The organism is Cupriavidus oxalaticus, assembly GCF_016894385.1.
Classification (GTDB): domain Bacteria; phylum Pseudomonadota; class Gammaproteobacteria; order Burkholderiales; family Burkholderiaceae; genus Cupriavidus; species Cupriavidus oxalaticus.
The window spans coordinates 2,281,824-2,306,284 of sequence record NZ_CP069811.1 but is presented as its reverse complement, the minus strand read 5'-3'; the positions used below and the strand labels follow the sequence as shown (position 1 = coordinate 2,306,284).

General features: G+C 68.4%; 22 protein-coding genes. 8 read left to right on the top strand and 14 right to left on the bottom strand.

What is annotated here, in order from left to right; all coding sequences use genetic code 11:
• The first annotated feature begins 9 nt into the window (after positions 1-9).
• Positions 10-1,512, top strand: a complete 1,503-nt coding sequence (locus JTE92_RS10010) for a tripartite tricarboxylate transporter permease (RefSeq protein ID WP_063237226.1) — start codon at positions 10-12, stop codon at positions 1,510-1,512.
• A 217-nt stretch (positions 1,513-1,729) separates the two neighbouring features.
• A complete protein-coding gene (locus JTE92_RS10005) occupies positions 1,730-2,038 on the top strand; it encodes a helix-turn-helix transcriptional regulator (protein WP_063237225.1) in 309 nt (102 codons plus the stop codon).
• A 20-nt stretch (positions 2,039-2,058) separates the two neighbouring features.
• Here JTE92_RS10005 and JTE92_RS10000 read toward each other — a convergent pair whose 3' ends face one another.
• Positions 2,059-2,427, bottom strand: coding sequence for a VOC family protein (locus JTE92_RS10000; protein WP_063237224.1), 369 nt, complete (start codon positions 2,425-2,427; stop codon positions 2,059-2,061).
• A 227-nt stretch (positions 2,428-2,654) separates the two neighbouring features.
• A complete protein-coding gene (locus tag JTE92_RS09995; RefSeq protein ID WP_063237223.1) occupies positions 2,655-3,434 on the bottom strand; it encodes a DUF4397 domain-containing protein in 780 nt (259 codons plus the stop codon).
• 632 nt (positions 3,435-4,066) lie between these two features.
• Here JTE92_RS09995 and JTE92_RS09990 point away from each other — a divergent pair.
• From JTE92_RS09990 to JTE92_RS09980, 3 genes are all read left to right on the top strand, one after another.
• A complete protein-coding gene (locus JTE92_RS09990; protein WP_063237222.1) occupies positions 4,067-5,311 on the top strand; it encodes a putative bifunctional diguanylate cyclase/phosphodiesterase in 1,245 nt (414 codons plus the stop codon).
• Between the two features lie 256 nt (positions 5,312-5,567).
• Positions 5,568-8,279 carry a DUF6600 domain-containing protein gene (locus tag JTE92_RS09985; protein WP_232353423.1) on the top strand — a complete coding sequence of 904 codons (2,712 nt, stop codon included), beginning with the start codon at positions 5,568-5,570 and terminating at the stop codon, positions 8,277-8,279.
• Positions 8,280-8,350: 71 nt separating this feature from the next.
• The gene (locus JTE92_RS09980; protein WP_063237220.1) at positions 8,351-8,932 is read left to right on the top strand and encodes a J domain-containing protein; all 582 of its coding nucleotides are present in this window, start codon (positions 8,351-8,353) and stop codon (positions 8,930-8,932) included.
• A 135-nt stretch (positions 8,933-9,067) separates the two neighbouring features.
• On the opposite strand, the gene JTE92_RS09975 is transcribed toward JTE92_RS09980, so the two are convergent.
• From JTE92_RS09975 to JTE92_RS09920, 12 genes are all read right to left on the bottom strand, one after another.
• Positions 9,068-10,249: an ABC transporter substrate-binding protein gene (locus tag JTE92_RS09975; protein ID WP_063237219.1), complete on the bottom strand. Its 1,182-nt coding sequence runs from the start codon at positions 10,247-10,249 to the stop codon at positions 9,068-9,070.
• A 210-nt stretch (positions 10,250-10,459) separates the two neighbouring features.
• Complete coding sequence (locus JTE92_RS09970; RefSeq protein ID WP_063237216.1) at positions 10,460-11,167, bottom strand: ABC transporter ATP-binding protein; 708 nt, start codon at positions 11,165-11,167, stop codon at positions 10,460-10,462.
• Positions 11,154-11,918, bottom strand: coding sequence for an ABC transporter ATP-binding protein (locus JTE92_RS09965; RefSeq protein ID WP_063237215.1), 765 nt, complete (start codon positions 11,916-11,918; stop codon positions 11,154-11,156). Before JTE92_RS09965 ends, JTE92_RS09970 begins: the two co-directional genes overlap by 14 nt.
• Positions 11,911-12,948, bottom strand: a complete 1,038-nt coding sequence (locus JTE92_RS09960; protein ID WP_063237214.1) for a branched-chain amino acid ABC transporter permease — start codon at positions 12,946-12,948, stop codon at positions 11,911-11,913. The genes JTE92_RS09965 and JTE92_RS09960 overlap by 8 nt, the downstream gene beginning before the upstream one ends.
• 13 nt (positions 12,949-12,961) lie before the next feature.
• On the bottom strand, positions 12,962-13,825 hold the full coding sequence (locus JTE92_RS09955; RefSeq protein ID WP_063237213.1) for a branched-chain amino acid ABC transporter permease: 864 nt from the start codon (positions 13,823-13,825) through the stop codon (positions 12,962-12,964).
• Between the two features lie 118 nt (positions 13,826-13,943).
• Positions 13,944-14,081: a hypothetical protein gene (locus tag JTE92_RS09950; protein WP_157096905.1), complete on the bottom strand. Its 138-nt coding sequence runs from the start codon at positions 14,079-14,081 to the stop codon at positions 13,944-13,946.
• A 298-nt stretch (positions 14,082-14,379) separates the two neighbouring features.
• Positions 14,380-15,372, bottom strand: coding sequence for a tripartite tricarboxylate transporter substrate binding protein (locus JTE92_RS09945; protein ID WP_063237218.1), 993 nt, complete (start codon positions 15,370-15,372; stop codon positions 14,380-14,382).
• 100 nt (positions 15,373-15,472) lie between these two features.
• The gene (locus JTE92_RS09940) at positions 15,473-19,042 is read right to left on the bottom strand and encodes an indolepyruvate ferredoxin oxidoreductase family protein (RefSeq protein ID WP_063237212.1); all 3,570 of its coding nucleotides are present in this window, start codon (positions 19,040-19,042) and stop codon (positions 15,473-15,475) included.
• Between the two features lie 93 nt (positions 19,043-19,135).
• The gene (locus JTE92_RS09935; protein ID WP_063237211.1) at positions 19,136-20,179 is read right to left on the bottom strand and encodes an Ldh family oxidoreductase; all 1,044 of its coding nucleotides are present in this window, start codon (positions 20,177-20,179) and stop codon (positions 19,136-19,138) included.
• Positions 20,176-20,880, bottom strand: a complete 705-nt coding sequence (locus JTE92_RS09930; protein ID WP_063237210.1) for a GntR family transcriptional regulator — start codon at positions 20,878-20,880, stop codon at positions 20,176-20,178. The genes JTE92_RS09935 and JTE92_RS09930 overlap by 4 nt, the downstream gene beginning before the upstream one ends.
• A 6-nt stretch (positions 20,881-20,886) precedes the next feature.
• Positions 20,887-22,050 (bottom strand): UxaA family hydrolase, encoded by a 1,164-nt coding sequence (locus JTE92_RS09925; protein WP_063237209.1) that lies wholly within the window; start codon positions 22,048-22,050, stop codon positions 20,887-20,889.
• 6 nt (positions 22,051-22,056) lie between these two features.
• Complete coding sequence (locus tag JTE92_RS09920; RefSeq protein ID WP_063237208.1) at positions 22,057-22,347, bottom strand: UxaA family hydrolase; 291 nt, start codon at positions 22,345-22,347, stop codon at positions 22,057-22,059.
• Positions 22,348-22,565: 218 nt separating this feature from the next.
• Between JTE92_RS09920 and JTE92_RS09915 the strand changes: the two genes are divergently transcribed.
• The 3 genes from JTE92_RS09915 to JTE92_RS09905 all read left to right on the top strand — a co-directional run bounded on the left by JTE92_RS09915 (position 22,566) and on the right by JTE92_RS09905 (position 24,445).
• Positions 22,566-23,027, top strand: coding sequence for a hypothetical protein (locus tag JTE92_RS09915; RefSeq protein WP_063237207.1), 462 nt, complete (start codon positions 22,566-22,568; stop codon positions 23,025-23,027).
• Positions 23,017-23,382 (top strand): hypothetical protein, encoded by a 366-nt coding sequence (locus JTE92_RS09910; protein WP_063237206.1) that lies wholly within the window; start codon positions 23,017-23,019, stop codon positions 23,380-23,382. The genes JTE92_RS09915 and JTE92_RS09910 overlap by 11 nt, the downstream gene beginning before the upstream one ends.
• 91 nt (positions 23,383-23,473) lie before the next feature.
• On the top strand, positions 23,474-24,445 hold the full coding sequence (locus tag JTE92_RS09905; RefSeq protein WP_063237205.1) for a zinc-binding dehydrogenase: 972 nt from the start codon (positions 23,474-23,476) through the stop codon (positions 24,443-24,445).
• Positions 24,446-24,461: the final 16 nt, after the last annotated feature.

The following is a 24,461-nucleotide window of genomic DNA, read 5'->3' as shown; positions in this document are numbered from 1 at the left end:
TCGCACACCATGGAATTGTTTGACCATCTTGCGCTGGGCTTTTCCACGGCCCTGTCGTTGCAGAACCTGGCCTACGCCTTCCTCGGCTGCGTGCTGGGCACCCTGATCGGCGTGCTGCCGGGCCTGGGGCCGCTGGCCACCATCGCCATGCTGCTGCCGATCACCTACACGCTGCCGCCGGTGGCCGCGCTGATCATGCTGGCCGGCATCTACTACGGCGCGCAGTACGGCGGTTCGACCACCGCCATCCTGGTGAACCTGCCGGGTGAATCGTCGTCGGTGGTGACAACCATCGACGGCTACCAGATGGCAAGACGAGGACGAGCGGGGGTGGCGCTTGCCACCGCCGGCCTGGGCTCGTTCTTCGCCGGTTGCGTGGCCACGCTGATCCTGGCGGCGTTTGCCACGCCGCTGTCGGAAATCGCGTTCAAGTTCGGTCCCGCCGAGTACTTCTCGCTGATGGTGCTGGGCCTGATTGGCGCCGTGGTGCTGGCCTCGGGCTCGCTGCCCAAGGCGATCTCGATGATCGTGCTGGGCCTGCTGCTGGGCCTGATCGGCACCGACGTGAACTCGGGCGCCGCGCGCTTCTCGTTTGACGTGCCGGAGCTGACCGACGGCATCGACTTCGTGGCACTGGCCATGGGCATGTTCGGCTTTGCGGAAATCATCGCCAACCTGGAGCAGAAGGAAGCCCGCGAGACCTTCACCAACAAGGTCACCAACCTGTTCCCGACCAGGGAAGACTTCAAGCGCATGATTCCCGCGGTGCTGCGCGGCACGGCGCTGGGTTCGGCGCTGGGCATCCTGCCCGGCGGCGGTGCGGCACTGGCTTCGTTCGCGGCCTACTCGCTGGAGAAGAAGACCTCCAAGTTCGCGCACGAGTTCGGCAAGGGCGCGATCGAAGGCGTGGCGGGTCCGGAATCGGCCAACAACGCCGCGGCGCAGACCTCGTTCATCCCGCTGCTGACGCTGGGCATTCCGCCCAACGCGGTGATGGCGCTGATGGTGGGCGCGATGACGATCCACAATATCCAGCCCGGCCCGCAGGTGATGACCAGCAACCCTGCGCTGTTCTGGGGCCTGATCGCCTCGATGTGGATCGGCAACCTGATGCTGATCATCCTGAACCTGCCGATGATCGGTATCTGGGTCAAGCTGCTGACCGTGCCGTACCGCTTCCTGTACCCGGCCATCCTGACGTTCTGCTGCATCGGCGTCTACTCGGTCAACAACCAGACCTTCGACGTGTTCATGGCCGCCGGCTTCGGCATCATCGGCTACCTGTTCCTGAAGCTCAAGTGCGAGCCGGCGCCGCTGCTGCTGGGCTTCGTGCTGGGGCCGATGATGGAAGAGAACTTCCGCCGCTCGCTGCTGCTGTCGCGTGGTGACTTCACCGTGTTCGTGACCCGCCCGCTGTCGGTCGGCCTGCTGATCGCGGCTGCCGCACTGGTGGCGGTGGTGGCCCTGCCGTCGATCAAGGCCAAGCGCGAAGAGGCGTTCCAGGAAGAATAGCGCCGCCGCGCTTCCCGGGAATGCGCCGTCGGAACGGTCCACCCCAGGCGGCGCATCACAACGCTAGCGTTTCGGGGTGCCTCTGTGCACCCCGTTTTACTTTGGCGCGGGCCGCAGGGCCCGCCATCACGACAAGAGAGTGCCCGACTGCGGCAGCAGTCATGGGCTGCGCATGATGATCAGGATTCCCGCACCATCGGGTGCGCCGACAGCGCCCATGAAACCGCCTACCTTTGACCGGTTTTTCTCACGCATCTATGTGCTCAAGCTGGTGCAGTCCAGCCCGGCTACCGTCCTCAACCTGGTCGAACGCCTGCGCGAACGGGGCATCGACAAGAACATCCGCTCGCTGCGGCCGGTGCTGCGCAGCCTGATGATGGCGCGTGCCATCACGGCCGAACTGGTCGAAGGCAGCGGTCGTGTCTACTGCATTACGGAGCGCGGACGTGCCGAACTGGAGCAGTACATCTCGCACCTTGCGGTGCTGAAGGCGGAGCTGGCGCCTGACGAGGGCGAGCCGGGCTGACGGGCGAGTCCTTCTGCTCGTCATTCCTTCGTAAAGATCTCCAGGAAATGCTTGCTCGGATCCTCGAAATAGATCCGGCGGCCGCCATCGTCAGTGCTGACTTCTTCCGGCCGGCGGCGGTATGGGTCGGCCCAGTACCTCAGGTTGCGCTCGCGGATGCGGGCAAAGCTCCGGTCGAACTCGGCGTCGCTGAGCAGGAAGGCATAGTGCTGCAGGGCAACATCGCCTTCGGCGTCCATGAAGTCCAGGGTGACACCGTTGTCGAGGCGGACGGCGAGAAATGGCCCGAACGGCACTGCCGCGGGACGCCCGAGAATCTCGCAGAGGAAGTCGGCGGAGACCTTCTTGTCGTGGGAAAACACGATGGTGTGATTGAGCTGGATAGCCATGTCGCAATCTCCCCAAAGCTGTGTGCACCGAGCGGCGCGTCCAGATGCCGCGACGGATATCCACGCCACGCGCGTCCCTCGCCGATAGCGTACAGGTTTGGCGGCAGGATGTCGCCCGAAAGAAAAACAGGCCGGTCCAGTGGACCGGCCTGCCGCGCATACCCGTGCTCGCGGCACGGGCAGGATCATGCTTGCCGCGCTATTGCGGGATCGTTATTGCGGGACCGTTATTGCGTGACCAGCTCCAGGCCGGCCTGCGATTCGTCGTTGCCGCGCGCAACCAGCACCTTGATCTTGCCTGGCACCGTCGCGCCGATGCCGTCGGCCGGAATGGTGGTGATCAGCCAGTCGGCGTTGTTGTCCAGCGTCAGCGCGCCGGAGTCGAAGATCACGGTCTTGGTCCCCGCCGTGGTGATGCGCAGGCGATAGGTGCCGCCGTCCATGTCGACGGAGTCAACGCCGGAGGCCGGCGATGCCTGCTTGTACCCCACGTTGCTGAAGTTCGGGCCGACCGAGTTGATGTCGATCGCCGGCATGGTCAGGTAGATGTCGACGTTCTGCGCATTGAACGAAGCATTCAGCGTCCGCACGCGCGCCTTGTTCGACAGCAGGCCCTTTTCGAACGGATCGTCGATCAGCAGCACTTCGGCAGCGGTCGCGCCTGGCAGTGCGACCACGGTGTACTTGTGGCCGGTGGCGGCTACCACGGTCGCGCGGCCGAGTTCGGTCTGCGTGCCCGCCGAATTGAACGAGATCAGCTGGTTGCCGGTTTCAACATTGAAGTAGGTCGAGACAAACTTGTACGGCTTGTTGGTGAAACTGGTCAGCGCTCCGTTCTGCAGGATGTCGACGTTGGGACCGCCGGTGATCGCATGGATCGCGCGGATGGTCGGCTTGCTCAGGCCGACACGATCATCGATGCCGTCATCGCCGCCGCCGCAGGCCGACAGGACTGCCGTTGCGGCCAGCACGAGGCCGAGGATAAGACTGGTCTTGGATCGGAACATGGGTCACCTCTTACCGTTGGAATCAGAGACGAGCTGGTCCATGCCGCGGGGCGGGTGCGCCGGTAGCGTGGCCAGTTGGCTTTCTGCATGGGTTGCAGGCGCGGCGAACGCGCGTGCCGTGATGCCACGATAGGCAATGACGCGTGGTGCGAGACAGGCGCGCGGTTCCGAATTCCCTGTCGGAGGATTCCCACAAGAAATGGTGCCTGCATGCGGGGTAGCGCGGCAAAGCGTGACTGGGCATGGGCTGGCGGCGGCGGGCCGGAGCGCATGCGTGCGCGGTGTGCCGGCGGTCGGTGTGTAACCGGTTGTTGCAGCGGGCGGCGTTTCGTCGCTAAGGTTGGCTTTCTGGGACCGCCTCGGTGGCGGACGGAGCGCTGCCAGTGCCGGACAGCCCGTGCCGGTCGGCCCAGCATGGCTGGCATCGCGGCGGCGGGCCGGGCCTGGTGCGCGGTAGGGTACTGCAAGCCGGCTGCCGGTTCAACGCGCACGGCGCGGTGGGCTCGCCAGCGTTGCGCCGCTGCATTGGGGTTCCGGCAGCCGGCGGGAACTTCTTGATTTTTTCCAAGTTTTCGTCACACTTGCTAAATTGCTAGCGGGTAACAATGTCGACAATTACAGATGGGGCAGGGATGGTGGCCAAGTCCGGCGCGAGGGCGACTGGCGCCTCGCCAGGCTCGGATCTCGATCCGCTGACCGGCGTTGACAATCGCCAGGGGTTTCTGAAGCGGCTGGAGGCACGCCTGCAGGCAGAGGCGGTGCCCCGCTGCGCATTGCTGCTGATCGGCATCGACGATTTCCGTGCCTTCAACGATATGCACGGGCATGCCGAGGGCGACGTCATCCTGCAGCGCGTGGCCCGGCGCCTGCGCGACGCATCGCCGCGCGATGCCGCCATCGGGCGCGTCGGCAGCGATGAGTTCGGCGTGCTGCTGCCTTCCATTTCCGATCCCACGCTGGTCCGGCATATTGGCGCGGCGATCCTGTCAATGCTGTCTTCCCCGCATGAGCACGCCGGGCGCCGCGATCATGTGCTGGCCAGCATCGGCGCGTGCGTGATCCCCGCCGCCGGCGAGCAGGGCTCGGACGTCCTCGCCGCCGCCAGCCTGTCGCTGGTCCAGGCCCTGCACGAAGCCTACGCGCAGCGCCAGTTCGAGCTGCTGTACCAGCCGCAGGTCGACCTGCGCGACGGCCGCATCTGCGGCGCAGAGGCGCTGATGCGCTGGCGCCATCCGGCCCGCGGCCTGGTCGTGCCGGGGCTGTTCATCGATGCGCTGGCCGCCAGCAGCATCGCCAGCGACGTCGGCATGTGGCTGCTGCAGACCGCATGCGCGCAGGCGCGCTCGTGGTCGCTGGCGTTTCCGCGGCCGCCGCGCGTGGCCATCAACCTGTTTGCCGCGCAGCTGTCCGAAAGCCGCCTTCTGACCGAGGTGCGCCACGTGCTGCGCGCGCTGGAGCTGGCGCCGGATTGCCTGGAGATCGAGATCACCGAGACCATCGCGCTGCAACAGGGCGACGAGGTCGCGGACCAGTTGCAGGCACTGCGCCGCGATGGGGTGACGCTGACCTGCGACGATTTCGGCACCGGCTATGCGTCGCTGAGCTTCCTCAAGTCGTTCCCGGTGGACCGGCTCAAGATCGACCAGTCCTTTATCCGCAATGTCACCCAGGATCCGGTCGATGCCGCGATCGTGCGCTCGGTGATCAACGTGGGCAAGAGCCTGCACATCGGCGTGGTTGCCGAGGGCGTCGAGACCACCGAGCAGCGCGACTTCCTGCTGGCCAACGACTGCTACGAGGCCCAGGGCTACCTGTACGGCCGGCCGATGCCGGCCGACCGGCTGACCGAACTGCTGCGTCAGCAGCAAGGCGGCTAGCCGCCGACCGGCCGGATCTGCCCAGGAGTTGTTTCCACCTTTGACGGCGGCAGCGCCGTTGCGCACCCCCCGGCGAGCGCCATCTGCCCGCTTGCCCGCCCCGTGCCTGCCTCGTGCCGGTCCGCCCGGCGCGCCCCCTTGCCGCATGGCGAAATACAAGCTTACAAAGTGCGACGGCCAGGCCATGCCGCCGACGTTCCCGGCAATGTATCGTGACAACAGGATGGCGCTCCGCCATTGGCTTTCCCCTGAGTCCATGCCCGATTCCGTTCACCGCCACGATACCCGCCCGACTGCCGGCCGGACTGCCCGCCGGACTGCCGGCCCGCGCCGGCCCGCCGTGATCACGCTCTCCGCGCTCGCCGCCGCGGCGGCCCTGGCGGTGGCGGCGGCTGCACTGGCCCAGGTGCCGGCACCCGGCCAGCCTTACCTGGATGCGCCCATGGCCGACGCCCCGGTCGCGCAGGCCGATCCGTCCGCCCGCATCGCCACGCTCACCGCGGTCGAAGGCAACCTGAGCTTTGCGCCGGCCGGTTCGGACCAGTGGGCCGCCACCGGCCTGAACCGCCCGGTCACTACCGGCGACCGGCTGTGGATGGACACCGGCGGCCGCGCCGAGCTGCATGCCGGCACCGTCGCCATGCGCATGGGCGGTGCCACCGCGGCCAGCATCCTGAACCTGGACGACGACACCACGCAGGTCAAGCTGACGCAGGGCACGCTGCAGGTGCGCGTGCGCGCGCTGCCGCAGGACCAGACCGTCGAGATCGATACGCCCAACCTGGCCTTCGTGCCGCGCGAGCCGGGCGACTACCGGCTCGACGTGGCCCCGGACGGCAGCACCACCACGGTGACGATGCGGCATGGCAGCGCCGTGGTCTACGGCGACAGCCGCTCGATCGAACTGCAGCGCGGCGACCGCATGCGCTTTGCCGGCACCGACCTGGCCGACGCCGGCGGCGGCCCCGTTGCCGAAGACGGCTTCGACCGCTGGACCGCGGCACGTGACGCGCGCGAAGACGCGTCGCCGTCGGCGCGCTACCTGCCGCGCGAAATGCCCGGCTACGCGGCGCTGGACGACTACGGCGACTGGCAGGAAGAGCCCGCCTACGGCGCGGTCTGGTTCCCGCGCGTCGTCAGCGCGGGCTGGGCACCCTACAGCGTCGGCCACTGGGCGTGGATCGCGCCGTGGGGCTGGACCTGGATCGACGATGCGCCATGGGGCTTCGCTCCCTCGCATTACGGGCGCTGGGCCTATGTGGGCTCGCGCTGGGGCTGGGTGCCGGGCCCGCGTATGCGGCCGTGCTACTCGCCGGCGGTGGTCGCCTTTGTCGGCGGCGGCAGCGGACATGGCTGGAGCAGCGTGCACGTGGGCGGCGGTCCCGGCGTGGCGTGGTACCCGCTGGGTCCGCGCGACGCCTACCGGCCGGCGTACCGCGCCAGTCCCAGCTATGTCGCGCGCATCAACCGCGTCACCGTCAACAACTTCATGAGGGGCGACCGGGGGCGGCCCGCGCCTTATGCCAACCGCAACGTGCCTGGCGCCATTACCGGCATGCCGGCGCGCAATTTCGTCGAGGGACGCCCGGTGCGCGGCATGCATCGCGCCGAATGGCGCAACCTGCCGGCCGGCGAGGCTCGCGGTGGCCCGCCGGTGGCGCCGGTCAAGAGCAGCCTGGTCGGCGCCGCGCCGAGGCGGCAGCTGCCGCCGCAGGCGCGCCCGGGCTTCGAGCGCCAGGCGATCGCGGCGCGCCCGCCGGGACGGCCGGCCACCGATGACCTGGCCCGGCGCTTCGCCCGCGAGGGCGGTGTCGTCCCGGGGGCGGGTCCGGCATGGCGCGGCGCGCCGGAGCAACGGCCGGGACGCCCCGGACGCCCGGGGCGCGAGGCGCAGCCCATGCCAGACGTGCGCATGAGCCAGGCAGCCCTGGCCGCGCGCGAGCAGCCGCCGCGCGCCGGTCGCGCGGACCCGCCTCAGGGCCCGCTTCAGGGCCCGGACGGCTGGCGCGGCAATGGCCGTGGACAGAGCTCGCGTCCCGACGACGCGCGCGGGTTCGCCGGCCAGCCCGATGCGCAACGCCAGGCGCAGGCCATGCAGCGCGAACAGCAGCAGGCGCGCGAATTGCAGCGCCAGCAGCAGGAGGCGATGGCGCGGCGCCAGCAGGAACAGCAGCGCGCGCAGCAACGCCAGTGGGCAGACGGGCAGGATCGCCCCGATCCGGCGCGGCAGTCGCAAGACATGCAGCGCCAGCGCTTCGAGCAGCAACGGCAGATGCAGGAGGCGCAACAGCGCCAGGCCCAGGACGCCCAGCAGCGCCAGATGCAGGAAAGCCGCCAGCGCCAGGCGCAGGACGCGCAGCGCCAGCAGATGGAGCAGCAGCGCCAGGCCCGGGACGCGCAGCGCCAGCAGATGGAGCAGCAGCGCCAGGCCCGGGACGCGCAGCGCCAGCAGATGGAGCAGCAGCGCCAGGCCCGGGACGCGCAGCGCCAGCAGGTGGACCAGCAGCGCCAGGCCGCCGAGCAGCAGCGTCAGCAGGTGGAGCGCCAGCGCCAGATGGCCGAGCAGCAGCGGCAGGGGCAGGAGATGCAGCGCCAGCGCTTCGAGCAGCAACGGCAGATGCAAGAGGCCCAGCAGCGCCAGGCGCAGGAAGCCCAGCAGCGGCAGGCGCAGGCCGCCCAGCGTCAGCAGATGGAACAGCAGCGCCAGATGCAGGAGCAGCACCGGCAGGCGCAGGAGCAGCAACGCCAGCAGGCCATGCAGCGCCAGCAGGCAGAGCAGCAGCAACGCGCCGCGCAGGCGCAGCAGCGGCAGATGCAGGAGCAGCAGCGCCACCAGCAGGAACAGCAGCGGCAGATGCAGGACCGCCAGCGCCAGCAGATGGAGCAGCAGCGCCAGCAACAGCAGCGCGCGCAGCACGACCGTGGGCAGATGGAGGCACGTAACCGCGACGGCGACCGCCGCCAGTAGCGGCGATGCCCCCGATGGGCCGGCGCGCCGTGCTAGCATGAACGCCAGCCCAGCAGCGCCCCCATCGCCCCATGACCACTCTTTACGCGACCTTAGGCGTGCAAGCCGACGCCACCCTTGACGAGATCAAGCAGGCGTACCGGCGCGCCGCAATGAAATGGCATCCGGACCGCAACCTCGGCCGCGAGGCCGAGGCGCACGCGGCCTTCCAGGAAATCCGCGACGCCTACGCGATCCTGTCCGACGCCGAACAGCGCCAGATCTACGACGAAGTATTCGAGCGCGAGATGCGCCGCTGGCAGGTGGAGCAGGAAGCACAGGAAGAGCAGGAGCGCGCCGCGCAGCGCGAGGCCCAGCGCGTTGCGCAGGAACAGTACGAGAAGATGGTCGCCATCGCCATGCGCTTTGCCGATGACGGCCACAACCGCGATGTCCTGTTTGGCGTGCTGCTCGGCCGGGATTGCGAGGCGGAGCTGGCGGCTCGCATTGCCGACAGCGTTTCGGCCTTGCAGGCATCGCGGCAGGCCAGCGCGGCTGCCGCGCAAGCGCCCGAGCCGGCAGCAGCATCAGGCCACGACACCCCGGAGCGCCACAGGCGCCATCCCGGTGCCTTCGATTCGTTCTGGCACGGCCTGTTCGGCGTTCGCTCGTAGCAGCGCGCAGACGGGCGGGCCATCGGCTCGCCCTGTGTCTCAAACGTGCTGATTGGGTACTCCCTCTCCCGCTTGCGGGAGAGGGAGCAAACAGCCGCAGGGCTTTTCCGGCGCGGCTGGCATTACTCAGTCAGCTTACTTGGCCAGCTCCGACAATCGCACCTGCGAGATCTTGCCGTTCTGTACCCAGCCCACCACGGTATCGGCCATCGAGCCACCCTTGGCGTCGATGCCGTCGACCTCATTGGGATTGACCTCCCTGGCCAGCCCCTTCACCGCGTCGGGCATCTTTGCGCGGATTGCCGTGGCATCGCTGGTGGTGCCCGCCAGCTTCATGGCGCCGGCCAGCGCATAGACCATGGTGTAGTTCAGCGACATCTCGGTGGTCGCGTCGCGCCCGCCATGCAGCTTCTTGTACTTGGCATTGAACGCCTGCGCCGCCGGGCGGTTGTCGTTGACCAGCGGCAGCACGCCGATCGAGCCTTCCAGCATCGACAGCCCGTTGGTGACCCTGGCCATCTCGTCCATCTTGGCCTGGTCCATCACGATAAAGCCGCCCTTGAAGCCCAGTTCGCGCGCCTGCTTGACCACCAGCGCGGTCGGCTCGGACGGACCGCCGACGAACATCACGTCCGGTTTCTCGCTGATGGCGCGCGACACGCCGCTGTAGAAGTCGGTCGCCTTGGTGTACGACATCGGGTTGTTGGCCACCACCTTGCCGCCGGCCGATTCCCAGGCCGGCACGAAGGCCTGCACCCACGCCTTGGCATAGTCGTGATCCGCCGGCGTCAGCGCCACGTTCTTGCCGTAGCGCTTCATCTGCGCCTTGATGAACGGCTCGATATAGCCGGTATAGGCCGGCGGGATGCGGATGGTCAGCTTGTTGCCGGCATCGGTGATGCGTGGCACGCTGGAATAGGCCATCACCATGAATTTTTCCTGCTCGTTGAAGGCCTGCAGCGCGAAGATGCCGCCCGAGTGCGGCACGAAGACCGCCGCGGTCTTGTGCTGCTGCACCAGCCGGCGGCCGTTGATGGCGGCTTCGGCGGGCGAGTACTTGTCATCCAGCGCCACCACTTCCAGCTTGACCTTCTTGCCCTTGACCTCAAGGCCCGCGGCGTTGATCTCGTCCACGGCCATCTGCACGCCCGACAGCACGTTCTTGCCGTACAGCGCGGCACCGCCGGAGAGCGGGCCGGTGTAGCCGATCTTGACGACTTCCTGCGCCAGCGCGGCGCCGGAAGCCACGATGGTGGACATGGCGGCCACGGCGGTGGCGGCCAGCGGGAAGATACGGCGCATGATGTTGCTTTGCATTGCTATGTCTCCTGGATGTACTGCGCTTGTTATGTCTGCTGTCCCTTGACGACCGCTTGGTTTGCTCCCCTCTCCCGCTTGCGGGAGAGGGGCAGGGGGTGAGGGCAGGCAGTGGCTATGCCGACGTATTCACTTCGTCGCTACGCCCGGCCCTCACCCCAACCCTCTCCCGCAAGCGGGAGAGGGAGTACACAATCGGTAGTTCCTGTGCTACCCCCCGATATACGCCTTCCGAATCCCCTCGTCCCTCAACAACGTATCCCGATCCCCCTCCATCACGATCTTCCCGCTCTCGATCACATACGCGCGATGCGCGATCCCCAGCGCCGCGTACGCGTTCTGCTCCGCCAGCAGCACCGTGGTGCCGGCCCGGTTGATGCGCTGGATGATCTCGAACATCTGCCTGACCACCAGCGGCGCCAGTCCCAGCGACGGCTCGTCCAGCAGCAGCGCGCGCGGCCGGCTCATCAGCGCGCGGCCCAGTGCGACCATCTGCTGCTGGCCGCCCGACAGCGAGCCGGCCGGGTCATCCTTCTTCTGCCTCAGGATCGGAAAGAGCTCATAAACCTCCTCCAGCGTCTTGCGGATCCCGGCCCCATCGCGCCGATGCACATACGCGCCCAGCACCAGGTTCTTCTCCACGCTCATCGCCGGGAACAGCTTGCGTCCCTCCGGGCAATGCACCAGCCCCGCCTGCACGATCTGCGACGGCTTCATGCCCGACAGCTCGCGCCCGTCGAAGCGCATGCTGCCGCCGCTGATGCGGTGGATCGCGCTCATGGCCAGGAAGATCGAGCTCTTGCCGGCACCGTTGGCGCCCAGCAGCACCACCAGCTCGCCGGCGCCGGCGTGCAGCGTGATGTTGTCCAGTGCGCGGAAGCTGCCGTACGACAGCGAGACGCGTTCAAGCTGCAACATGGTCGGCTCCCAGGTAGGCCTCGATGACATGCGGATCCTGCTGGATCTGCGCGGGCGTGCCTTCGGCGATCTTCTCGCCGTAGTTCAGCACCATGATCTTGTCGGCCAGCCGCATGATCATGTCCATCTTGTGTTCGATCAGGCAGACGGTCTTGCCATGCCGCACCATCTTGCGGATCAGCTCGGCCAGGCCGACGGTTTCTTCCGGATTCACGCCGCCCGCCGGCTCGTCGAGCAGCAGCAGCTCCGGGTCGGTCGCCAGCGCCAGCGCGAAGGCCACGCGCTTGCGCGCTTCCTGCGTGATATCAGCGGCGACCTCATGCGCCAGGTGCGACAGGCCGACGAAGTCGAGCGCGGCCTCGGCCTTGTCGCGGCACAGGCGCTCTTCCTCGCGCTGCCGGCGCGTGTTGAACAGCACGTCGCCAAGCCCCGAGCGCGTGCGCAGCCGGTGGCCGACGATCAGGTTGTCCAGCACCGTGGCGCGGTCGAACAGCGCGGTTGCCTGGAAGGTGCGCGCCACGCCGAGGCGCGCGATCTGGTCGGCGCGCAGGCCGGCCACGTCCTGGCCCTTGAACAGGATCTGCCCGGAGGACGGCGCATGCGTGCCAGCTACCAGGTTGAAGAAGGTGGTCTTGCCGGCGCCGTTGGGGCCGATGATGGCGTTGATGTGGCCCTGCTCGAAGGTCACCGAGACATCGTGCACCGCGGTCAGGCCGCCGAATTTCTTGGTCAGGTTGCGGATCTCAAGCATGGTCGGCTCCGGCGCGGGTGGTCGGGACAGCGTTGTTGCCGGCAGCGGCGGGTTGCGCGGGCCGCGCGGGTACAGCGCGGCGTGCGGCGGCGGCCTTGCGCGCCTGCTTCTTCAGGAAAGAACCCACGATGCCGTCCGGCACGAAGATGATCAGCAGGATCAGCACCGGGCCGAACACCAGCATGCGGTAGTCCTGCATGAACTGCAGCGACTGCGTGATCCACGGCACCAGCACCGCGCCCAGCAGGGGCCCGAACAGGGTGCCGATGCCGCCCACCAGCATCGACATCACCATGTCGAAGGTCAGGTCGGTGCGGGCGATGTCCGGTCCCAGGAAGCGCACCTGGCCGGCGTACAGCGCGCCGGCAAGACCGGCGTAACCCACCGACAGCACGAACGACAGCACCTTGGTGCGCATCAGGTTGATGCCCAGCGCTTCGGCCAGCGCGTCGCTGTTGCGCACGGCCATGAAGCTGCGGCCCAGCAGCGAGGTGACGATCCGGTGCATCAGGAACGTACCCACCGCCAGGAAGAACAGCACCAGGTAGTACTGCGCCTGCACGCTGTCGAAGGCGAGCGGCCCGATCGATGCCGGCACCGGGATGCCGATCAGCCCCACGGTGCCGTGCGTCAGGCTTTCCCACTTCTCGATCACCAGGTAGATGATGTAGCCGATGCACATGGTGAAGATCGAGAAGTAATGGCCCTTCAGCCGCAGCGACACCACGCCGACCACGTAGCCCAGCACCATGCAGACCACGCCGGCCAGCACGAAGGCGAGCCAGAACGGCACCTGGTGATCCACGGTCAGGATGCCCAGCGTGTAGGCGCCGATCGCCATGAAGCCGCCGTGCGCGAGGTTCAGCTGGCCGGTGTAGCCGGTGATCAGGTTGAGCCCGAGCGTGGCGATGGCATAGATGAAGGCCAGCGTCATCACGGTCAGGTAGTAGCTGTTGGGCGTGACCAGCGGGAACGCGATGGCGAGAGCCAGCAGCAGCATCCAGCCGGTCTTTCCTTGCAGTGCTTTCATGTTGTGCCCCTCCTCAGGCTGCCTTGCCGGCAAACAGGCCCTGCGGCCGGATCGACAGGATCACCACCAGCAGCACGAAGGCGATGATGTCCTTGTAGTCGGTGGAAACGTAGAAGCCGCCGAAGCTCTCGGCCATGCCGATGATCAGCCCGCCGACGATGGCGCCGGGGATGCTGCCCATGCCGCCCAGGATGATGATGACGAAGGCCTTGGTGATCACCAGGTTGCCCATGCTCGGGTAGACCAGGTTGATCGGCGCGTACAGCGTGGCGGCGATCGCGGCCAGTGCGCCGGAGATGGCGAAGACCAGCAGCGTGACGCGCGTCGCGTCGATGCCGACCAGCGCGGCGCCGTCGCGGTTCTGCGCCATCGCCATGATGGTGGCGCCGGTCATGGTGCGCGTGAGGAACAGGTGCAGCAGCACCATCAGCGCAAACGCGGCGCCGATGATCAGCAGGCGCTGCAGCGGCGCGGTCAGGCCGAAGATATCGACGATCTGCCCGTACGGTGTCGGCATGCGATGGAAGTCCGCGCCCCACAGCGCCTGCGCGCCGGCCTCCAGGAACAGCAGGATGCCGATGGCCGCGATCATGTCGTGCAGCTCGGGCGCGTTGCGCAGCGGATGGAACACCAGCCGGTCGGCCAGCATCGACAGCACCGCCACCACCAGCGCGGCGCCGACCATGGCCAGCCAGTAGTTCACGCCCAGCGCCGTCATCAGGTAGTACGACACGTAGGCGCCGGCCATGTAGAACGCGCCGTGCGCGAAATTGGGCACGTGCAGGATGCCGTAGACCAGGGTCAGGCCAAGCGCCACCAGGCTGTAGACGCCACCCAGCGTCAGGCCGTTGAGTATCTGTTGAAGGAACAATGCCACGGGGTTACCTCATGCGGTTCGCGAATCGGAAATCCAGGCACGCGCCGGCAAGTTGCCGCGCGTGATCCCTCGTGGCAGCGCCAGGCGCTGCCACGCAAGAATTCGGGGCGTGTGGGGATCAGGTGCGCGGCGTGCGCGCCGTGCGCGCCAGATGGCGGGCGCCGGCGCCTGGCTGGCGCGGGCCGGTCGGCGTGGCCGGGATCGCGCCGTGACGGTCACGGGGCGGATGCGCGGACGCGGGGTGCGGATACTGCATGGGCTGTCTCCTGTGCGATGCGGCAACGTGGCCGCCCGGCTTGCCGGGCGCCGCTGTGCCATCGGCGGCAGCGAAGCCCGGTGACGAGGTGTCGGGAAATATTCCCGCACGATCGTTCGTTTTCACCGACTTTTGCACAGGCTTCGCGGCATCGTCAAGGAAACCGGCTGACAATTCCGCACGGCGAAATAGCGACAGCGAAACCCTCGGGTAAGCCCCAATCGGTACGGCGCCGGAAGCGTCGTCCCGATTGCGGAGGCAGGCAGGATGGGGAATGCGAGCGGGCGATGGTGGTCGCTTACTCCAGGCGGAACCCGGTCTGCTTGATCGCCAGCGCCCACTTCTTCTGCTCGGCGGCCATGAAGGAAGCGAACTGGTCCGGCGAGCTCTGCGCGGCCGGGTCATAGCCCTTGCTGGCCAGCTGCTGGCGCACGCCGGGCGCGTTCAGCGCCTTGTCGATTTCCTTGCCGAGCAGGGCAACGATGTCCTTGGGCGTGCCGGCCGGCGCCACCAGGCCATACCATTCGCTGGCCTCGATGCCCGGGAAGCCGGCCTCCGCCATGGTCGGCACGTCGGGGAACAGCGGCAGGCGCTGCTTGCTCGCCACGGCAATGGCCTTGAGCTGGCCGCCCTTGACGAATGGCATCACCGCCGGCACGCCGTGGAACATCATGTGGATATGCCCGCCCGCCATGTCGGTCAGCGCCTGCGGGCCACCCTTGTAGGGGGCGTGCACGACGTTGACATGGGCGCTTTCCTTGAATACCTCGCTGACCACGTTCTGCTGCGTGCCCGGCCCGACCGAGGCATAGCTGAGCTTGCCGGGCTCCGCCCTGGCGCGCTCCACCAGTTCCTTGACCGATCCGGCCACCGACGGGTTGACCACCAGCATGTAGGGCGAGCTTGCCATCAGGCCCAGCGGCGCGAAGTCCTTGCCCAGGTCGAACGGCAGGTTCTTGTGCAGGCTGGCATTGATCGCCATCGGCGCGCTGGCGACCAGCAGCGTGTAGCCGTCGGGTGCCGCCTTCGCGCCCATGCCGGCGCCGATATTGCCGGTGGCGCCGGGCCGGTTGTCGACGATCACCTGCTGGCCCAGGCTGGCGCTCATCTTCTCGGCCACCGTGCGCGTGACGGCGTCGACACCGCCGCCCGCGGGCCAGGGCACGATGATGCGGATCGGGCGGTTGGGATATCCGCCCTGCGCCAGCGCGCCGGTGGCGCAGGCGGCAAGTGAGGTGGCAAGTGCAATCGCGCCCAGGGCACGGCCAAAGCGGTTCAGTACGGTCGTCATCATCGTTGTCTCCTCGCTGTTTCTCTGGCGGGATCCGCGGCCGCAGCGGCCAGGGCCCGTTCGCTGTCTTCAGTCTGTCGTGGATGCCGTTTGCGTTTGCCTATGCCGCCGCGCTGGTCCGGGCCGGAGCCTGCGTGCCGCCCGCGCGCCACTGCGCCATCAACCGCTCCCAGCGCGTGCGCGTGGCGGCGAGGTTGCGCGCCTTGACGTGGCCGTAGCCGCGGATCTCCTGCGGCAGCCGCGCGATCTCCAGTGCCAGTTCGAGGTTGTGCGCGGAAAGTGCCGGCAGCAAGGCTTCGATGCTGCGCCGGTATTCGCCGATCAGCGCGCGTTCCTGCTTGCGTTCCTGCGTGTAGCCGAAGGGATCGAACGGCGTGCCGCGCAGGCCCCTGAGGCGGGCCAGCACGCCGAAGGCGTGGCGCATCCATGGGCCGTAAGCCCCCTTGACCGGCTCGCCGTCCCCGTTCCTGCGCGCCAGCAGCGGCGGCGCGAGGTGGTGCACCAGGCGGACCTTGCCTTCGAACATCGACGCGATCTGCTCGCGGAAGGCGGCGCCGGTGTGCAGGCGCGCCACCTCATATTCGTCTTTATAGGCCATCAGCTTGAACAGCGAGCGGGCCACGGCTTCGCCGAGGCGGGTGCCTCCGAGCACCGATTCCGCTGCGCTGACGCGGCTGACGAACGACTCGTATTGCGCCGCATAAGCCCGGTTCTGGTAGCCGGCCAGGAACCCGGCGTGCTTGCGCACCAGTTCCGCCAGCGGCACCTTGCGCACGAACTGGATCACCTGCGAGCCGGCCGGCTGCGACGGCAGCTTCGATATGTCGTGCGCGCACAGGCGCCCCCATTCGAACGCCGCCTTGTTGCTGTCCACCTGCACGCCGTTGAGCTCGATGGCCCGCATCAGCGCCGCGTGCGACAGCGGCAGCTTGCCTTGCTGCCAGGCATAGCCGAGCAGCAGCAGGTTGGCGAAGATCGACTGGCCCAGCAACTGCTTCGCGACCTGCTCGGCGTCGAAGCTGGCCAGTTGTCCTTCGCCGACGGCGCGCGCGATGCGCGCCACCGCCTCGTCGGCCTGCGGATCCCAGTCGGGGTTGCGCACGAATGCCGCGGTGGGGGTCAGGTGGCTGTTCAGCACCACATAGGTCCGTGCCGACATCGCCGCCAGCGATGCCTTGCCGGCTGCGACCACGGTGTCGCAGGCGATCACCAGGTCGGCCATGCCCAGGTCGACGCGGCTGGCATGCAGCGCGTCGGGGCTGGCGGCGATCTGGATATGGCTCCAGGTGGCGCCGCCCATCTGTGCCATGCCGGTCGCGTCTTGCGTGATCACGCCCTTGCCTTCCAGGTGCGCGGCCATGCCGAGCACGGCGCCGATGGTGACGATGCCGGTGCCGCCGATGCCCGCCACCACGATGCGCTGCGGCTTGCCGGCGTCCGGCAGCGCGGGCATCGGGATCGCCGGCGGCGTGGCCTTGCCGCCGGCGGACGGCGCGGGCTTCTTCAGCCGGCCGCCTTCGACCGTGACAAAGCTCGGGCAAAAGCCCTTGGTGCAGGAGAAGTCCTTGTTGCAGGTGTCCTGGTTGACCTTGCGCTTGCGCCCGAAATCGGTTTCCACCGGCTGCACCGCCAGGCAATTGCTCTGCACCGAGCAGTCGCCGCAGCCTTCGCACACCAGCTCGTTGATGACCACGCGCCGCGCCGGGTCGGCCATGGTGCCGCGCTTGCGCTCGCGGCGCTTCTTGGTGGCGCAGGCCTGGTCGTAGATGATCGCGGTCACGCCAGCCACCTCGCGCAGCTCGCGCTGCACGGTGTCCAGCTCGTCGCGGTGGCGCACGGTGACGCCGGCCGCGAGGTTGCCGACACCCTTGTACTTGCCCGGCTCGTCCGTCACCACCACGATCCGGCGCGCGCCCTCGGCGGCCAGTTCGCGCGTCATTGCCGGCACGTCGAGCTGGCCGTCGACCGGCTGGCCGCCGGTCATGGCCACGGCGCTGTTGAACAGGATCTTGTAGGTCAGGTTCACGCCGGCGTGGATCGACTGGCGCACCGCCAGCAGGCCGGAGTGGTTGTAGGTGCCGTCGCCCAGGTTGGCGAACATGTGCGCGCGCTTGCTGAAGGGCGCCTGGCCCATCCAGTGCACGCCTTCGCCGCCCATCTGCGACCACGAGGTGGTGGACCGGTCCATCCACACCACCATGCCATGGCAGCCGATGCCGGCGGTCGCCACCGAGCCCTCCGGGACGCGCGTGCTGGTGTTGTGCGGACAGCCGGGGCAGAACCACGGCAGGCGGTCGGTGGCGCGGCTGTCGCCCTGCGCGGTGGCGCGTTCGGCGGCGGCGATCTCCTGCAGGCGCTGGTCCATGCGCGCGGCCACGTCGGCCGGCACGCCCAGTGCCTTCAGCCGCAGCGCGATGGCCTTGGCCACCAGCGCCGGCGACAGGTCGGCCTTGGCGCGCAGCAGCCAGTCGTCGGCGGGCTTGCGGTGGCTCCACTCGCCGCCGTTGCTGCCGGTGCCGTCGCTGTGGTGGTACTTGCCGAACACGGCAGGGCGCGCCGCGGGCGGGTAGTGGTACAACTCGTCCTTAAGCTGCTGCTCGATCACGGGCCGTTTTTCCTCGACCACCAGCACCTCGCGCAGGCCGCGCGCGAATTCGCGCACGCTGTCCGGCTCCAGCGGCCACACCACGCTGACCTTGTGCAGGCGGATGCCGAGGGCGCGGCAGGCGGCATCGTCCAGCCCCAGGTCCAGCAGCGCCTGGCGCGTGTCGCTATAGGCCTTGCCGCTGGTGATGATGCCCAGCCGGTCATCGGGACCCTCGATCACATTGCGGTTGAGGCGGTTGGCGCGCACATAGGCCAGCGCCGCCGGCCACTTGAACTCCATCATGCGCGCCTCGGCCGCAAGCGGGTCGTCGGGCCAGCGGATATGCAGGCCGCCGCCGGGCTGCATGAAATCCTCCGGCAGCACGATGCGCACGCGGTCGGCGTCGGTGACCACCGAGGCGCCCGATTCCACCACTTCCTGCACTGTCTTCATGCCCGACCATAGCCCGCTGAAGCGGCTCATGGCAAAGGCATGCACGCCCAGGTCGAGGATGTCCTGCACGTTGGCCGGGAAGAACACCGGCAGCCCGCACGCCATGAAGGTGTGGTCGCTCTGGTGCGCCAGCGTGCTGCTCTTGGACACGTGGTCGTCGCCCGCCAGCGCGATCACGCCGCCCAGCGGCGCGGTGCCGGCCAGGTTGGCGTGCTTGAGCGCGTCGCCGCTGCGGTCCACGCCGGGGCCCTTGCCGTACCAGATGCCGAACACGCCGTCGAACTTCTTGCTGGCGGCATCGAACTCCAGCTGCTGCGAGCCCCACACCGCGGTGACGCCGAGCTCTTCATTGACGCCAGGCTTGAACACCACGTCGCTGGCGGCCAGGTGCGCGCGCGCCTGCCACAGCGCCTGGTCATAGCTGCCCAGCGGCGAGCCGCGATAGCCGGAGATAAAGCCGGCGGTGTTGTGGCCGGCCGCGGCATCGCGCCGGCGCTGCAGCAGCGGCAGGCGCACCAGGGCCTGGACGCCGCTCATATAGGCACGGCCGGACTCCAGCGCGTACTTGTCATCGATCGACGCAGCGACCAGGGCCTCGCGGGCCGCATCGGGGGGGATGGGGGCATTCATGTTGGCGGTTTCTCAGGCAAGCAGGGTTGAACGGGGCCTGCCGGTGTGCGCATGGCACCCGGATCTGTAAGCAAAACGGAGGAAGGAAACCGGTTACCCGGGCAGGGGGATGCCCAGCGCCTGGCCGAGCGTGTCCAGCTCCCGCGCGACGGCATCGGGCAATGCGATGCCGTGCTCGCGCCCTTCGCGTTCGAGCACGTCGCCGCGATGGCCGGGCAGGCGCGCGTCGGCGCCGCCGGCGGCAAGGTAGTTGCCGGTCCATTGCGCCATATAGTCGGCAAAGAGCTGCTGGCCGGCGAAGGCCTCGGGTTTGACCAGCCAGACAAAGCCGCCCTGGCGGCCGACCGCGCCGGCACCGGCGACGGTATTGCGGGCTGGCGACAGCGAGTCCGCGGTGGCGGCCATGGCGCCGGCCAGGCATTCCACCATCATGGCGATGCCGATGCCCTTGTGCCCGCCCATGGGCAGCAGCGAGCCCTCCAGCGCGCGCCCGGCATCGGTGGTGGGCTGGCCGTCGGCATCGAGCGCCCAGCCTTCCGGGATGGGTTGGCCTGCGCGCGCGGCCAGCAGGATATGGCCGCGCGCGGCGACGCTGCAGGCCACGTCGAACACGATCGGCGCCGCACCCGGCAGCGGGCAGCCGAAAGCGATGGGGTTGTGGCCCAGCGCCGGGCGGGCAAAGCCTTCCATGCCCAGCATCGGCGGAGTGCGTTGCCCGACCATGCAGAAGGCGCCGGCCTCGGCGGCCTGCAGGGCGGGCAGGCCAAGCGCGCCCAGGTGGCCGCACGACTGCACCGCGACCAGCACGCTGGCGCTGTGCCCGAGCGCCTGCAAGCCTAGCCGCACCGCGTGCGGCGCCGCCACCTGGCCCATGGCGCCATCGGCATCGAGCACGATCCCGCCCGGGAAGGCGCGATGCGACATCCGCGGACGCGGGTTGAAGTCGCCCGCGCGCAGGCGCTCGACGTAGGACGGCACCCGGGTCAGGCCATGAGTCTTGTAGCCGCGCAGTTCGCTGCGCACCAGCGCGGCGGCGGCCTCGTGCGCATGGCCGGACGCCACGCCGCACGCTTCGAAGATGGCCGCGGTCCAGTGCGTGAGCTGGTCTGCAGTACGTGGGATGGGACGTGTCGTCACGTTGACTTCTCCCTGACAATCATCAGGCGCTCCGAGAACGGGGCGGCATAGACCGACTGGTAGTAGAGGGGCTGGTCGCGCAGCGTGTAGCCGCGCAGTTCCATGATGAAGGCCGGCGCGTCGGCTTCCAGCCCGATCTCGCGCGCGGCCGTGGCGGGGGCCGGCCCGAAGCGGATCCACTGGTCCACGCGCAGCGTCGGCAGCGACAGGCGCTGGCCGATCAGCTCGCGCAGGTTCTTCTCCAGCGCCTCGCGGTCGAGGCCGCCAAGCTGGGCGAAGTCTTCCTCGCGCAGCCAGAACTCGCTGTACAGGTCCAGGCGCCCGCCCACGTTGATGACGCGCTCGATGCGCACATAGCCATCGCCGCCGAGGAATTCCGACCACGGCCCTTGGCGCTTGATGCGCTTGACCGAGCGTGCGTGGACGTAGGAGGGCAGCTCATTGCCCTGCTCATCGCGAAAGCGCAGGTAGCGCACGTCGGCCGGCGCCACCCGGGTGCCCGAGACAAAGGTGCCGCGGCCCTGCTCGCGCGTGATCAGCCCCGAGTGCGTCAGCCGCGCCAGCGCCTTCTGCACCGTGCCCACGCTGACCCCGTGGAAGGTGGCCAGCTCGCCCTCGGAGGGCAGCCGGTCGCCTTCGCGCAGGGCGCCTGACTCGATGGAGCGGATGATGGCGTCGGAGACGCTGCTAAGTTTGGTCATGGTTGTTCACAGGCTCAGGGCGAATCGACTGATCGCGGTCTCCCGGATATCGAGCACCTCGCTGGTCAGCCGCGTGCCGGATGCGACCTCGATCGCATAGCCGTACAGCTGCTCGCCGAGGTCAGGGATCTTGTCCCCGTGCTGCAGGACGCCGCTGACGTCGAAGTCAATATTGTCGGCCATGGTGTGCAGGGTATTGACGTTGCCGCACACCTTGACCGTCGGTGCCACCATGCTGCCGATCGGATTGCCCACCCCCGTGCCGAAGAAGGTCAGCTGGCATCCGCCGGCAGCCAGCGCAGTGAGATTTTCCACTGCCGCGGCCGGTGCGTCCATGAAATGCAGGCCCTTCTTCTGCGGCGCCTCGCCGTAGCGCAGCACGCCCACCAGCGGGCTGGTGCCGGCCTTGGCCATCGCGCCCAGCGCCTTTTCCTCGACCGTGGTCAGGCCGCCGCGCTTGTTGTCGGGCGAGGGCTGGTCCTCGCGCATGTCCACGCCGCGCGAGATCGCCAGGTTTTCCATGTTGCGCACCGCGGTGACGAAGGCCTCGCGTACGCGGCCATCGGCGGCGCGCTCGGCAAACAGGTGCTCGGCGCCGATGAACTCGGAGGTCTCGGAGATGATCACGGTGCCGCCCTCCGCCACCACCATGTCCGCCATGCGGCCGATCACGGGGTTGCAGCTCAGCCCGGAGGTGGTGTCCGAGCCGCCGCACTCCACGCCGATCACCAGCGACGACACCGGGCACGGCACGCGCCGCGCCCGCGACGCCGCCAGCGACAGCTGCGCGGCCTTGCGCGTGCCGTCGGCAAGGCATGCGACCGTGCCGTCGGGCTGCAGGTGCACGCGTTCGACCGGCTTGCCGGTGGTGCGGATGCGGCGCGCAACTTCCTCGGTCGACGACTCTTCCAGGCCGACCAGCAGCACCGCCGCGATATTCGGATTGCGGCCCAGCCCGGCGAGCGACTCGAAGGCGAAGTCCAGGTCGGCGCCGAACTGCCCGCGCACGAACAGCGTCGTCACCGGGATGCAGCCGCCCACGGTGCGGGCGATGGTCCGGGTCACCGGGTTGCAGTTGTCCATCACGGAGACCACCGCGACCCAGTTGCGCACGCCGACCGCGCCGTTTTCGCGCGGGTAGCCGAGGAAGGTTGTTGCGAGGGAGGTCATTGCGCTTTACCCCTTGTGCAGGTCGCCGCGCGCACGCGCCGACTCGATGTTGTGGACATGCATGTGTTCGCCGGCGCGCACCGCGCGGCTGGCGCGGCCGATGACCTGGCCGTACTTGACGATGGTGGCGCCCGGCGCCGTATCGGCGATGCAGACCTTGTGGCCGAACGGCACGTCCTGCAGCAGCACCAGCCTGCCCGTGCGCTCGCCTTCCAGCGCGCAGGCCTCGCCGGCGGCACCGGCGTCCAGCAGGGTGGCCACGTTGTCGGCCGGGTTTAGTACGATGGCTCGCGGCATTGATCAACTCCTGTATAGGTGTTGAGGCCAAATGTAGGGAATCCAGTAGTGCAAGGTCAAGGATAAAGGTGGTTTATACGAGAAAACCACTACTTCATCGATGAAAGTCCTATATAGAAGTTTGTTGACATCGGCATGGGCGCTGTCTATCGTCATGACAACGGCCGACGATGTCGGCGCCGGCACATCGGGGCAGCGAATCCACGGAGAAGACAGGTATGAAGGTTCCGTCACACACGGAGAAGATCGGCAGGCTGCAAGCGCTGCGTGCGCGGCTGGATCCACTGCAGGACTTCGGCCTGTGGTTCTGGGCTGGCATGACTGCCGGCACCCATGCCGTGAACGCGGCACTGCACCACGCCGGCATCACGCAGGACGAAGACAGGTTCCCGACGCAGCCGGGCGTCTACCTGGTGCCACAGCCGGACGGCAGCCTCAGGCCGGCGTTCGGCCCGCTGGGCGACGTGCTCCATGTCGGCCGGCCGAAAGTGGAGGCACCGGTGCCTGACGACATCGCCGCGATGATGGTGGCGATGGAAGAGATCGAGCATTACCGCGATCCCTGCCTGCGCGAGGGCCTGGCGCCCACCGCGGCGATCGCCGGGGATTGCGATGCGGCGCTGCGCCGCTGCCTGGCACTGCTGGCAGTGCGCCTGGAGGGAGCAAGGGATGGATATTGAAGGGCACATCGCGATGGCGCGAAGCATTGAAGCCTCGCTGCTCAGGTGCACCAGCGCCGACTACGAGATGCGGATCGAAGGCGCGATGCTGGCCGGCACGCACTGGCTCAACGCGCTGCTGCACAAGCTTGGCACCACGCCGCCGCAAGCGGACGTGTTTCACAGCTACCTGCTGACGGTCAATGAATTCCGCCGGCTGGCGGTGGCGGCGGAACGGCCGCTGCAGGCGCTGGCGGCGATCGAAGACAGCCGCGTGCCGTTTGTGCGCGGCAACCACCCCGGCGGCGAAGCGGCCGCCGAGCGCGCGCTGGAGCTGCTGTCGCTGATCCGGGCGACGGCGCTTGGCAGCGCATAAGGAAGCGCATAAGGCAGCGCATAGTGCAGCGCATGGGGCATCACAGTATCAAAGGCAAGCAACACGTTGCGAGACGGGAAAGGAGACAACAGTGAAGGCAGTCCGCGTAGTGCCGGGCCCGGAGGGCGGCACGGTCGAAGTGCAGGATATCCCGGTGCCGGTGGCGGCGGCGGGGCAGGTGCTGGTCCGGGTGCGCGCCGCCGGCCTGAACCGGGGCGAGATCAACCAGGCGAAGGAATTGCGCACGGGCAATACCATCACCGCCGGCGTCGAGTTTGCCGGCGAGGTGGCCGACGTCGGCGCGGGCGTCAGCGGCTGGCGCAAGGGCGACCGCGTGATGGGTCATGGCCGCGGCTGCCAGGCCGAGTACGTGGTGGCCGAGCCGCTGGCGCTGATGCCGGTGCCGGACGGGCTGTCATGGATCGATGCCGCGGCGTTCCCCAATGTCTTTATCACGGCGCATGATGCGCTGGTCACCAACGGCCGGCTGGTGGCGGGCGAATCGGTGCTGGTCAACGGTGCCTCGGGTGGCGTGGCGATGGCGGCGATCCAGATCGCCTCGCTGATGGGCGCGCGCCCGGTGATCGCGTCGTCGCGCTCGGCGGCCAAGCTCGACAAGGTCAGCCAGTTCGGCGTGGACGTGGGCATCGATGCCTCGCGCGACGACCAGGTCGCGGCGGTCATGGCAGCCACCGGCGACAAGGGCGTCGACATCATCATCGACACGGTCGGCGGCCCGCTGTTCGAAGCCAACATGCAGAGCCTGGCGGTCAAGGGCCGGCTGGTGAATATCGCGCGGCTGGGTTCCGCGACCGCGCAGATCGACCTGACGCAGCTCTGGCTCAAGCGCCTGCAGCTGATCGGCGTGACCTTCCGCACCCGCACCGAACAGGAGCGGCTGGAGTGCATCCAGGCCTGCGCGCGCGACATGCTGCCGTTCCTGCGCGCGGGGCGCGTGCGCCTGCCGGTCGACCGGACCTTTGCCATGAACGATATCGCCGCCGCGCATGCCTACATGAAGCAGGAGCAGCACGTGGGCAAGATCGTGCTGCTTGCAGACTGATTCCACAGAAAAGACG

What these genes read in the sequence shown, in the direction of transcription:
- JTE92_RS09960 (WP_063237214.1), bottom strand. Translation starts at nt 12,948, where the DNA reads ATGAAAGCACTGCAAGGAAAGACCGGCTGGATGCTGCTGCTGGCTCTC.
- JTE92_RS09915 (WP_063237207.1), top strand. Translation starts at nt 22,566, where the DNA reads ATGAAGGTTCCGTCACACACGGAGAAGATCGGCAGGCTGCAAGCGCTG.
- JTE92_RS09930 (WP_063237210.1), bottom strand. Translation starts at nt 20,880, where the DNA reads ATGACCAAACTTAGCAGCGTCTCCGACGCCATCATCCGCTCCATCGAG.
- JTE92_RS09950 (WP_157096905.1), bottom strand. Translation starts at nt 14,081, where the DNA reads ATGCAGTATCCGCACCCCGCGTCCGCGCATCCGCCCCGTGACCGTCAC.
- JTE92_RS09925 (WP_063237209.1), bottom strand. Translation starts at nt 22,050, where the DNA reads ATGACCTCCCTCGCAACAACCTTCCTCGGCTACCCGCGCGAAAACGGC.
- JTE92_RS09995 (WP_063237223.1), bottom strand. Translation starts at nt 3,434, where the DNA reads ATGTTCCGATCCAAGACCAGTCTTATCCTCGGCCTCGTGCTGGCCGCA.
- JTE92_RS09975 (WP_063237219.1), bottom strand. Translation starts at nt 10,249, where the DNA reads ATGCAAAGCAACATCATGCGCCGTATCTTCCCGCTGGCCGCCACCGCC.
- JTE92_RS10000 (WP_063237224.1), bottom strand. Translation starts at nt 2,427, where the DNA reads ATGGCTATCCAGCTCAATCACACCATCGTGTTTTCCCACGACAAGAAG.
- JTE92_RS10005 (WP_063237225.1), top strand. Translation starts at nt 1,730, where the DNA reads ATGAAACCGCCTACCTTTGACCGGTTTTTCTCACGCATCTATGTGCTC.
- JTE92_RS09920 (WP_063237208.1), bottom strand. Translation starts at nt 22,347, where the DNA reads ATGCCGCGAGCCATCGTACTAAACCCGGCCGACAACGTGGCCACCCTG.
- JTE92_RS09970 (WP_063237216.1), bottom strand. Translation starts at nt 11,167, where the DNA reads ATGTTGCAGCTTGAACGCGTCTCGCTGTCGTACGGCAGCTTCCGCGCA.
- JTE92_RS09980 (WP_063237220.1), top strand. Translation starts at nt 8,351, where the DNA reads ATGACCACTCTTTACGCGACCTTAGGCGTGCAAGCCGACGCCACCCTT.
- JTE92_RS09965 (WP_063237215.1), bottom strand. Translation starts at nt 11,918, where the DNA reads ATGCTTGAGATCCGCAACCTGACCAAGAAATTCGGCGGCCTGACCGCG.
- JTE92_RS09985 (WP_232353423.1), top strand. Translation starts at nt 5,568, where the DNA reads ATGCCCGATTCCGTTCACCGCCACGATACCCGCCCGACTGCCGGCCGG.
- JTE92_RS09990 (WP_063237222.1), top strand. Translation starts at nt 4,067, where the DNA reads ATGGTGGCCAAGTCCGGCGCGAGGGCGACTGGCGCCTCGCCAGGCTCG.
- JTE92_RS09940 (WP_063237212.1), bottom strand. Translation starts at nt 19,042, where the DNA reads ATGAATGCCCCCATCCCCCCCGATGCGGCCCGCGAGGCCCTGGTCGCT.
- JTE92_RS09945 (WP_063237218.1), bottom strand. Translation starts at nt 15,372, where the DNA reads ATGACGACCGTACTGAACCGCTTTGGCCGTGCCCTGGGCGCGATTGCA.
- JTE92_RS10010 (WP_063237226.1), top strand. Translation starts at nt 10, where the DNA reads ATGGAATTGTTTGACCATCTTGCGCTGGGCTTTTCCACGGCCCTGTCG.
- JTE92_RS09910 (WP_063237206.1), top strand. Translation starts at nt 23,017, where the DNA reads ATGGATATTGAAGGGCACATCGCGATGGCGCGAAGCATTGAAGCCTCG.